Consider the following 9,963-nt stretch of genomic DNA (forward strand, 5'->3'; position numbering starts at 1 on the left):
ATGATGGTGACCACAGCTTATGAGGCAAAAGGAAAAGAATTTTTATTAAGTTTGATAAATCCAAATGCAAACCTGACCTTTGAAGCAAGATTCGTATTGGTAGTTGGAACACTGCTGATAATATCAGCGATTTTCTTCTTTGTAACAATGCTTTTATCAATCTACGAGTCCCATGCGGTCTCAAAGGGTGTTATTTCCATTTTCAGCAATCGTTGGTCAGGAAAAGATGAAACGGGCCCTGATATTGAATGCAATAAATCCTTCTATTGGCGGGGTACTTATCAGGGGCCAGAAAGGCACTGCAAAATCCACTGCTGTAAGAGGGCTGGTGGAGATATTACCTGAGATCGAGGTTGTGGCAGGAGACACATACAGCTGTGATCCATACAATGAAGAAAAGTTCTGCTGGGAATGCCAGATACGAAAAAAGGAAGGCACAATTACTGCAGAAAAACGGCCTATGAGAGTGGTGGATTTGCCAGTGGGTGCCACTGAGGACCGGGTAGTGGGAAGTCTTGATATCGAAAAAGCTGTCACACAAGGTCTAAAAGCATACGAACCAGGAATTCTGGCAGAAGCTAACCGCGGTATCCTGTATGTGGATGAGATCAACCTGCTGGATGATTTTGTAGTGGATGCACTGCTGGATGCGGCTGCTATGGGCGTGAACACGGTCGAGCGGGAAGGTGTCAGTGTCAGCCATCCTGCCAGTTTCATAATCGTAGGAAGCATGAACCCGGAAGAGGGCGAATTAAGACCCCAGCTGCTTGACAGGATCGCCCTCCAGGTGGAAGTTGTGGGAATCCCTGATATCGAACAGAGGGTCGAGATCATAGAGCGCGGCAATAAGTTTAACGAAAAACCTGAAGCTTTCAAAAAAGAGTTCGAATCAGAACAGGATCGGTTACGGGCCAGGATCGTGAAGGCGCAGCAGTTGGTTCCTTCTGTTATTACCACACGGGATAATCTCCAGACCATTGCCGAGGTCTGTATAGAGTTCAATGTTGACGGTCACAGGGCAGATATTATGATCGAGAGAACAGCCCGTACCAATGCAGCTTTTGAAGGACGGGACAGGGTTACTAACGAAGATATTGTAGAAGCTGCTGAAATGGTGCTGCCCCACAGGATGAGAAAGAGACCATTTGAGGAAGAGGAGTTCAGTGTTGAACAGTTGAGGCGTCTGGTCGGGAAATGAGCGAGAAAATTGCAGGGAGGATGCGGAATAATCTAAAAAGGGATTATGGGATTAAAGTATTTCACATCGGCAAACCCCTTCTGGCAATCAGGATACCAAAAAAGGATATCAGTCAATTCGATCCTCAGGACATTGAAGCAATAACAGAGCAAATTCAACAATATAGTGATCAGATCCGCCTTGATGAACTGGTCCATGCATATGTTCTGGCTGATAGATCATATGTGATATTGGACCCCCAAGATGTTATCAATGTAGTTTTTGAACATGAAGTGCCAGTAAAACCTGATATTAAAAAATCCGGTACGGCAATTGAAGAAGTAACCTTGAGTGAAATTTCAGACGTGCCGGAAACAACAGATAGCGAAAAGACGGACGAAACCGTTGTTCTAAATATTCTTAGTGATTTTGCAAAGCGAAAAAGAAAAAAATTGTCTTTAGGCCAGCTAAAAAGCGGCAGGCGGGCAGAAGTGCTGACCAAAGGAAAAAGGGGGAGATATGTCAGACACCGAATACCTGATGGTAAGGTAAATGATATTGCAATTGCTCCTACCATAAGGGCAGCGTCGATACACGCTAAAGATGGTCGTATCCAGGTGAAAAAGAGTGATTACAGGGAGAAAGTGAGGCGCAGGCGTATCGCCACTCTAATCGATATCGTCCTGGATACAAGCGGCAGTATGGATGAAATAGATAAGGTAGATATCACCCGCAGTGTTATTGTAGCCCTTTTGAAGGATGCCTATCAGCGCAGGGATAAGGTATCCATGGTCTCATACAGCGGACGCAAAGCTGAGACCGTATTACCCTTTACCTCATCAGTGGAAAGGGCTAAGAGGTATCTTGAGAATATACCGTTCGGTGGTACAACACCCCTGGCTTCAGGTATCTTAACAGGACTGCATGGACTGCATAACGAGATCAAAAAGGATCCCTCTAATATTCCCATTATGATATTGGTGACAGACGGCAAAGCAAACGTGCCGTTGGAAGTAGGAGGTAATATTCATAGGGAACTAATGGTTGTGTTGAAATACCTGGTCAATGAAGGGATCCATGTACTTGTTGTGGATATGAGCAGCGAGGGATCATATCTTGCAAGAGAGATCTCAGAAAAGTCTGGGGGACGATATTACCATCCTGAACACCTGAGCAAGGAAAATCTCTATAAAATTATCAGTAATGAACGGGATGATGTTTCTTATTTTGCAAAAGTAGAATGAGGATAAGACGAATAGTATTTATTGATGAATGAAACAAATTAGTTTCTATCTTTAGAGGGTATGTAATGAATATTAGCATTAATCCTATAGGTGTAATTAAAAAATCTGGTAAACGGGCAAAAATACTGATATATTCTGACTTCGAAAGTATTATCAGTAATGTTACCGGCGACATCCAGAAAGGTATTGAGCTACTGGTTGTACACCGAAATGCCAAAAAAGACACAGATCATCAGGTACAGGTATCAAAGGCTACATTAGTAGAAAGAGTAGGCAACCTTTTGACAGTCAGTGGAATCGTATCTGCTGATGGTGATTCAGTAATCGACTTGAGACGAATGGACGACATCTCCTGCTGAGGCAAAAGCAATGGGTGTTGATCTGTCTGATATTTTTGAAAAACATGAGATAGAATTAGGGGACCTTGCCGGTGAGGTGATCGCTGTAGATGCGTACAATACCCTGTACCAGTTTCTCAGTATTATCAGGCAGCGGGACGGCACCCCGCTTAAAAATTCCAGGGGTGAGGTGACATCCCATTTATCAGGGTTTTTGTACCGTACTACGAATCTGGTTGAAGCTGGAATCAGACCGATTTTTGTTTTTGACGGCAGACCTCCCAGTTTCAAGGCCGAGACCCTGGAAGCACGAAAGAATATCCGCGAAAAGGCCAAGCAGCGCTGGGAGGAAGCAAAGGCTGCCGGAGAAGAGGAACTCATGGTCCATGCCCAGGCCTCGTCCAGAATTGAAGGCGGCATGGTGGAAGATGCAAAGGCCCTGCTGGGATATATGGGCATTCCAGTGGTGCAGGCTCCGTCTGAGGGTGAGGCCCAGGCTGCTCATATGGTGCTGTCAGGAGATGCCGACTTCACCGCTTCCCAGGACTATGATGCATTGGTGTTCGGTTCACCAAAGGTAGTGCGCAACCTGACAGTCACTGGCAAACGAAAACTGCCAAGGAAAAACGTCTATATTGAGGTAAAACCCGAGATCATGGACCTTGAAGAGGTATTGTCAGCACTTGAGATCTCCAGGGAACAATTGGTGGACATTGCATTATTAGTAGGAACAGACTACAATCCCGGGGTAAAGCGGGTTGGACCGAAGACTGCCCTGAAACTGATAAAAAAACATGGGGTTGTTGAGGCTGTGCTCACTGAACTGGGTGAAAGGATCGAAAACCTGCAGCAGATCAGGGATTTCTTTTTGTATCCTGAAGTAAGTTCAGATTACCAGATATCCTGGAGATCGCCCCGGGAATCTGAAATAATCGATCTGCTGTGTGGAAAACATGACTTTTCCGAAGTCCGGGTAAAAGGCGCCATTGATAGACTTATTGAAGCTTCTGATGCTGGCCAGCAGACCCTTGACCAGTGGTTCTGAAACCTGAAAAAAGAATTAATATCATAAATAATATGACAGAAGATACATATTCCATAGTCTGGAAACTTGAAACTCAGCTGATTATTAAACCGAAAGTTATTATTCAGGAAAATTCAGGGGAAAAAATCCATGAACAAAGAGGAGAATACCTCGTGCAGGGTTAAAGTTGTGGGCAGGGATGATAAGAACAGGCCGATCTTAGAATTTTATGGCGATGAGGCCGAGTGCGGAAGTGTGCTTGCTGTTCTGGCAGGTAAAGAGGAAATAGTTATACGAACAAAAAAGTCTGCTTGAATCTATATATTTCATGATATATCTTGACACATCTTTTCTTTATTCACTTATCATGAAAGATAAAATGCATCCATTTTGCCAGGTTATATGGGATGATGCACGGTCACAAAAGTTGACAATGGCAGTTAGTATGCTTACAATATGGGGGCTGTAAAAAAGTTTGGTGTTAGCATTAGAAACCAACCTGACCCAATCTTTGCGGTCTTTGCGCCCTTTGCGGTGAATAGAGAAAAAGCCCACCGCAAAGACCGCGAAGGACGCAAAGTGAAAGGAAGTGTGAATATAATAAATCGAATTAGACTGTAAAATAAACCTCAACACCAAAAGATTTGACGGCCCCGAAACACCGTAAAAGTATAATCCTTTATTCCCGTTAATTTAGCACCATACTTAGTTTCAGAATGTTCCTCCTGGGGATTTTGCATAATTTTTATTGAAAATCGATAGCCTGTGACTTATTAATATTAACAACGAACTGAACGAACTGACACGAACTCCGGAGTTTGTTTTGAGTTCGTTGTTTCGTTTTTATGTATATATTATGTCTATCTAGGCATTATAATTTTTGATCAAATTCCGTATTTGCTGGCATCATAATGCCTAAAAAGTTGGGAATTTAGGATATAGTACGTTTGTCCGGGGTTCAGCCCTTCAACTAAAAATCAACCGCAGATGAACGCAAATGAACGCAGATATAATTTTTATGAAAGTGAATACAATACCTGAAAATGTCACATTCCATTCCTTTCAAGATATTCAATCCAATCATCAAGACCAAAATGCTCTAATGAACCTTTGAAATGTTCTATGTCGAATTTCTCCCACTGCTTGAACATGAGCGGTAAATTATGCAGGGCATTAGCTATATTTGCTATTTTTTTGATTTCATCGTTCAGGTCCATATTTCTTTCAGCCGCACATCTAATCGTCACAAGGTTCGAGTATAAAATGTCCGAATATATCTTCAGTTCTTTTTCGGTGGGCATGATGGTATCCATATCAGTGTTTTTCAAGGTATACGGAACATCCCTCTCACACACCGCTTCTTCGTACTCACTTTTTCTGCCAGTTTTAAACACAATCCCGCCGCTGTCACCGGCTATTCTGATATCCGGCCTGACCGATGGATAGAAATACGGTGTGAGGTGGTCGTGGTGCACGAATACATAGTACCACCTGCCGTTCTCTGATCTGAAGTGGAATATGGGCGGGCCGTCGTAGTAGACGTTGGGGAAGTCTTTAGCGCAGTCCATGCAGGTGTGGACCGGTTCGTGGGGCGGGGTTTTGGATGGGACGGCGCAGACGGCGGGGGTTTGGGTGCAGATTTCGCAGATCAAGGGGAATCAACTCGAATTGGATGGGTTTTGACATTATGTATTAATCGGTATTCATCGGGATGTTATTTAATATAAGTGTCTATAATATAGGATGGATGAGACGTGAAATAGATGATATGCTATTGGACCGGATTCTTGTGAAAAATAAAAACCGGGAGAATTTATTATCTAAATTCGCTACGAAAAGCTCTGACAGCATCCGTAGAAGAGAAGAACCTGATGATGTGCGCTCAAAGTTCTTCCGGGATTCGGACCGCATTATTCATTCTAAAGCGTATACACGGTATATTGATAAAACACAGGTTTTCTATCTGTTTGAAAACGACCACATCACACACCGGGTACTTCATGTTCAGATGGTCTCGAAAATTGCAAGACAGATAGGAAGGGCGCTGGGTTTGAATGAAGACCTCATTGAAGCAATCGCGTTAGGTCATGATATAGGTCATGCACCTTATGGGCATGAAGGAGAGACCTATCTTTCCGAACTCTGCAAAAAGCATGGTATTGGCGGTTTTCATCATAATGTGCAGAGTGTAAGGTTTCTGGATAAAATTGAAAATCAGAACCTTACGCTTGAGGTACTGGACGGGATTCTGTGTCATGATGGTGAAAGTTATGATCGGTTTATAAGGCCAAATCGAAATAAGTCATTGGATATGTTTGACAGGGAAATTGAGGATAAGACATATAAGAATATTGAATTGACACCCATGACTCTGGAAGGTTGCGCTGTCAGAATTGCTGATATGATCAGTTTTGTTGGAAGGGATATTGAAGATGCTATCACAGTAGGATTGATCACAAGGGATCAGATACCTGTAATTTGTGCAGAAACCATAGGAAATAACAACAGGGAAATAATAAATACGCTTGTCATCGATGTGATCGAGAACAGTTATGGTGAGGACTGCATTTCATTTAGCAGTGAGGTCTGGCGGGCACTGGAAGATCTGAGGAATTTCAATCTGAAAACAATCTACGAGAATCCCAGGATAAAAACCCAGTCCGGTAAGATCAGGTTAATGTACGGGTTCATGTTTGAAACTTTTTTGGAAGACATGGAAAGAAAAAATCTTAATTCCAATATCTATCAACATCATGTGAATTATTACCAGAGTAGTGGCTATGGTGAGAGATATTCTGAACCTGAAATTGTAAGAGATTTTATCGCAGGGATGACTGATAACTATTTTAACAATACTTTTAAAGAATCGTTCCTGCCTAAAAAATGCAGATATACTGTGGAAGAGTGCGAAAAATCAGTTATATTGGAAGTGGATTGATTATGAAAATCTATATTGCAGGACCGCTTTTTTGTGACGCAGAACTTGAATACAATGAAAAGCTTGATAAATTCCTGTCAGACCTTGGTTTTACCACGTTTCTTCCCCAGAGGGATGGGTACAAACTGGCAGAGCTTGAAAAGCAGGTGAGCAGGCCCGAAGCTTTGAGGCTTATTTTTGAAAGGGATGTGCAGGAGATAAAGGAATGTGACGTGGTGGTGTTCAATATGGATGGCAGGGTCCCTGATGAGGGGGCATGTGTTGAGATAGGGATCGGATATGCCCTGGGGAAGGAGTGTGTGGGTTTGAAGACTGATGTGCGGGGTGCGTTTGATGGTGCTGATAATCCTATGGTGCTGGGGGCGCTGAGGTTTCGGGTGGCTGGGAGTTTGGAGGAGGTTGGGGAGATGCTGGTGGAGGAATGGTAATAATGGAATATAGAGACGTGGTTTGAAAATGATCAAAATTGAAAAATTCAAAGAAACTGTACAGGTCCGCAGTTATCATCCTGAACTGGATATGGAAGATGTGGTTGAAGTAAAAAATCTCCCTCTGGTTAGATTTTCCTCTCATGAACGTCCTTTTTTTATGTTTGAGAACCATTGCCAGAATCCTGACTGTGATTGCAACGAAACCATTCTCGCTTTTAACGAAATAGATGAGATGGGAGCTCAAATTGCGAATCCAATAACATTTGATATCTCTCTGGATCATGTTACGTGGCAGGAGATAAGAAAAATAAAACGGCCAAAAAAAGTTCAATCTCTCGTTGATGAGTTCGTTAGTGATCTCTCTGATGAAATGAAGAGCGAATTTAAGGCGAATTATAACAATACGAAGGCAGAGTCATGCAATGTAGCAAAGTTCGAGATGCCTGTCGAAGATGTCTATGCTGGAACAGTGGTGTCGTACGCTGCTGTTTTTGGTGATGACGGAAGTATATTATCCGGGGGAACAGGATTTGGTTTCCTTGTCGAATATGAAGAGCTAAAATTCTTTGTCGATGACCAGTATTGTATTGATCCCCTGTGTGAATGTGATGGGGTTCGCCTTGTCTTTCTAAAGATAAATGAAAGAACTGGAATTGCTTATGACCTGTTCACCATTAGAGTACCTTTTAAGAATGAGATCGAAATTGATGGTAAACTTACCAGATATACAACAGAAGAGATCAAACAGATATATGATCACTGGCTGAAGTCTGATCCGCAGATTATGGACATCCTGGAAACTCGATACAGGAAGATGAAGTGGGTTGGTCAACGTTTAGTTGAAAGGCATATCTCTAAGAAGCCGCATAAGCACACCGCGGGTGCCGGGCAAAAAAAGATCGGTCGCAATGACCCATGTCCATGCGGCAGCGGGAAAAAATACAAGAAATGCTGCGGTAAACCAAAATGAACCTGGAATGATCACATCTACCTGATATTCACAGATCAAAAGAAAATACCTGTGCCGCGGCGGTGGGTTCTGTTTCAGCGAACAGGGCAGTGAAGATTCCCGTTGAAAATTGACCCCTTTTTCCCACCAATTTTGACCCACTCCCTATATGTGTCAATAGCGGTTTAAAATTCCTCTCCTCTTTTAGATGGACGGCAAGGTTACTGATGAAGGGGCGTGTGTTGAGATTGGGATTGGATATGTCCTGAGGAAGGAGTGTGTGGGTTTGACGGTGGTGATAATCCGATGGTGCTGGGGGCGCTGAGGTTTCGGGTGGCTGGGAGTTTGGAGGAAGTTGGGTGGGATTAATGAGATCTGAGCCCAAAGCAAATCTGATAAGATAGCTTAAAAATCCAAAACAAACCCTGATAAAAGCTCAAATCCAAAAAAATTTCATATATGAAGCTCTGACCAACTTAAAATCAACAATAACATCAACAACGAACTTGTACGAACTGGAACGAACTCCAGTCGTCTTGAGTTCGTATCGAGTTCGTTGCTAATTTCTCCATCACATCGCTGGTGCGCAAAGCGATACGACGGCACATCGCGTTTTGCGGAAGCGCAACAAATTAATTTAGTGTGATTTATAATTTTCAGACAGGATTTACAGAATGGAAAAAAATTATCCTGTAGATCCTGTTATCCTGTCGAATCGGCGCCTTCGCCTTTAATTTTTTGCGAAAATCAGTGCTTGTTTTGCTTAATATGAAAAAATAAAGAATTTTATCGAATTTGCCACAGGCTCATCTAATTAATCTTTCCGAACTCATCTAAAACTGCTTTTTTATACAGTTCGTCGAAGTTGTCCTGCTTTCGGAATTCATATGACTGACGTATGAGATCCATGATATCTTCAAAATTCTCTTCATTTAAAATGATCTGTCTATTGCCATGTGGTATTGCATCTCTATATGGTTTTGAGAGGTTCTTTGGATCATTGAAATTGTCGGGATTTACGCGTATCCAGAGGAACAGATTTTTTCCTGAAAGTTTTATGACCAGCCATGCTTTTGCTCTGTCTTTATTATATTTTATTGCATAATGCTGTCTATGTTCTTGATACTCAATCAGAGGATCATCAAATTCATGCTTGATTCGTTCAATTAGGATGTTTAAAGTATTACGTGCAGTGTGTGATAAACAATTCACAAAATAAACTTTCGGAAATGGATTTATGTGAACCTGTTTGGATGCATTGGAATTTCTTGAATTATCATTAGAGATTTCTGATTGATTTGATAATTCTTTTCTCGTATTTGTTAGTGTTTGAAATGGAATATACAGGAGATCTCCTTCCTGCCATTTCAAAATGCTTATGATTTCGTCTGGGATTCTCAACAAATGTCCAATATCGTCTTTTTCGAGAGGAATTTCAATTTCGAGTTTCATATTTTCACGTTCAATTTGTGTTAATTATGTAATTTAAGTAATGATATACATTGTTTTCTTCTGTAAAGGTATTGAATTACTTGTTTTAGAAAGATTTTTATAGGATTATGGAATATCAAATATTTATACGACTATGGAAGTGCCAAGATGAACCTTAGATTAAAACAACTAAAAAGACCATCCGAAGAACGTGATAAAACCATTGAAATATTAAAGATAATAGAACAGGACCACTCTTACAACAAACCGCTAATACATGCAGTCAATAACAGATTATTTCTGCATATTTTAGCTGCCATTGAACTGCTACGGCCTGATCTAAAATTTGCGACAGAACCTTTTCATTATGATAAAGAGGCACAGTCTCATAATCCAGTTATGTAGTAAAAAGTAACTATATTATCACAACA

The 9,963-nt window shown here is 41.6% G+C and carries 11 protein-coding genes and 1 pseudogene; 10 read left to right on the plus strand and 2 right to left on the minus strand.

The genetic code is table 11. The features are described 5' to 3' along the window. Positions 1–172: 172 nt before the first annotated feature. From IBX40_01545 to IBX40_01570, 6 genes are all read left to right on the plus strand, one after another. Positions 173–1,198: an ATP-binding protein gene (locus tag IBX40_01545; GenBank protein MBE0523014.1), complete on the plus strand. Its 1,026-nt coding sequence runs from the start codon at positions 173–175 to the stop codon at positions 1,196–1,198. After that, positions 1,195–2,421, plus strand: a complete 1,227-nt coding sequence (locus tag IBX40_01550; GenBank protein ID MBE0523015.1) for a VWA domain-containing protein — start codon at positions 1,195–1,197, stop codon at positions 2,419–2,421. Before IBX40_01545 ends, IBX40_01550 begins: the two co-directional genes overlap by 4 nt. Positions 2,422–2,486: 65 nt before the next feature. After that, complete coding sequence (locus IBX40_01555; GenBank protein ID MBE0523016.1) at positions 2,487–2,780, plus strand: hypothetical protein; 294 nt, start codon at positions 2,487–2,489, stop codon at positions 2,778–2,780. A 10-nt stretch (positions 2,781–2,790) separates the two neighbouring features. Further along, complete coding sequence (fen, locus tag IBX40_01560; protein ID MBE0523017.1) at positions 2,791–3,804, plus strand: flap endonuclease-1; 1,014 nt, start codon at positions 2,791–2,793, stop codon at positions 3,802–3,804. 129 nt (positions 3,805–3,933) lie between these two features. Continuing rightward, positions 3,934–4,098 (plus strand): hypothetical protein, encoded by a 165-nt coding sequence (locus IBX40_01565; protein MBE0523018.1) that lies wholly within the window; start codon positions 3,934–3,936, stop codon positions 4,096–4,098. A 141-nt stretch (positions 4,099–4,239) separates the two neighbouring features. After that, the gene (locus IBX40_01570; GenBank protein ID MBE0523019.1) at positions 4,240–4,404 is read left to right on the plus strand and encodes a hypothetical protein; all 165 of its coding nucleotides are present in this window, start codon (positions 4,240–4,242) and stop codon (positions 4,402–4,404) included. A gap of 425 nt (positions 4,405–4,829) precedes the next feature. Here the strand turns inward: IBX40_01570 and IBX40_01575 are convergent, their stop codons facing one another. After that, positions 4,830–5,435 carry a hypothetical protein gene (locus tag IBX40_01575; protein MBE0523020.1) on the minus strand — a complete coding sequence of 202 codons (606 nt, stop codon included), beginning with the start codon at positions 5,433–5,435 and terminating at the stop codon, positions 4,830–4,832. Between the two features lie 95 nt (positions 5,436–5,530). On the opposite strand from IBX40_01575, the gene IBX40_01580 reads away from it, so the two are divergent. From IBX40_01580 to IBX40_01590, 3 genes and pseudogenes are all read left to right on the plus strand, one after another. Next, positions 5,531–6,721, plus strand: coding sequence for an HD domain-containing protein (locus tag IBX40_01580; protein MBE0523021.1), 1,191 nt, complete (start codon positions 5,531–5,533; stop codon positions 6,719–6,721). Positions 6,722–6,723: 2 nt separating this feature from the next. Beyond that, complete coding sequence (locus IBX40_01585) at positions 6,724–7,149, plus strand: nucleoside 2-deoxyribosyltransferase (protein MBE0523022.1); 426 nt, start codon at positions 6,724–6,726, stop codon at positions 7,147–7,149. Positions 7,150–8,041: 892 nt separating this feature from the next. Then, positions 8,042–8,122: pseudogene (locus IBX40_01590) on the plus strand (SEC-C domain-containing protein). 789 nt (positions 8,123–8,911) lie between these two features. Here IBX40_01590 and IBX40_01595 read toward each other — a convergent pair. Continuing rightward, positions 8,912–9,553 carry a hypothetical protein gene (locus IBX40_01595; GenBank protein MBE0523023.1) on the minus strand — a complete coding sequence of 214 codons (642 nt, stop codon included), beginning with the start codon at positions 9,551–9,553 and terminating at the stop codon, positions 8,912–8,914. A gap of 147 nt (positions 9,554–9,700) precedes the next feature. On the opposite strand from IBX40_01595, the gene IBX40_01600 reads away from it, so the two are divergent. Continuing rightward, positions 9,701–9,937, plus strand: a complete 237-nt coding sequence (locus IBX40_01600; protein MBE0523024.1) for a hypothetical protein — start codon at positions 9,701–9,703, stop codon at positions 9,935–9,937. The last annotated feature ends 26 nt before the right edge of the window (positions 9,938–9,963 follow it).

The sequence above is a fragment of the Methanosarcinales archaeon genome, from assembly GCA_014859725.1.
Classification (GTDB): domain Archaea; phylum Halobacteriota; class Methanosarcinia; order Methanosarcinales; family Methanocomedenaceae; genus Kmv04.

What these genes read in the sequence shown, in the direction of transcription:
- IBX40_01545 (MBE0523014.1), top strand. Translation starts at nt 173, where the DNA reads ATGCGGTCTCAAAGGGTGTTATTTCCATTTTCAGCAATCGTTGGTCAG.
- IBX40_01550 (MBE0523015.1), top strand. Translation starts at nt 1,195, where the DNA reads ATGAGCGAGAAAATTGCAGGGAGGATGCGGAATAATCTAAAAAGGGAT.
- IBX40_01585 (MBE0523022.1), top strand. Translation starts at nt 6,724, where the DNA reads ATGAAAATCTATATTGCAGGACCGCTTTTTTGTGACGCAGAACTTGAA.
- IBX40_01565 (MBE0523018.1), top strand. Translation starts at nt 3,934, where the DNA reads ATGAACAAAGAGGAGAATACCTCGTGCAGGGTTAAAGTTGTGGGCAGG.
- IBX40_01555 (MBE0523016.1), top strand. Translation starts at nt 2,487, where the DNA reads ATGAATATTAGCATTAATCCTATAGGTGTAATTAAAAAATCTGGTAAA.
- IBX40_01600 (MBE0523024.1), top strand. Translation starts at nt 9,701, where the DNA reads ATGAACCTTAGATTAAAACAACTAAAAAGACCATCCGAAGAACGTGAT.
- IBX40_01595 (MBE0523023.1), bottom strand. Translation starts at nt 9,553, where the DNA reads ATGAAACTCGAAATTGAAATTCCTCTCGAAAAAGACGATATTGGACAT.
- fen (MBE0523017.1), top strand. Translation starts at nt 2,791, where the DNA reads ATGGGTGTTGATCTGTCTGATATTTTTGAAAAACATGAGATAGAATTA.
- IBX40_01570 (MBE0523019.1), top strand. Translation starts at nt 4,240, where the DNA reads ATGGGGGCTGTAAAAAAGTTTGGTGTTAGCATTAGAAACCAACCTGAC.
- IBX40_01580 (MBE0523021.1), top strand. Translation starts at nt 5,531, where the DNA reads ATGAGACGTGAAATAGATGATATGCTATTGGACCGGATTCTTGTGAAA.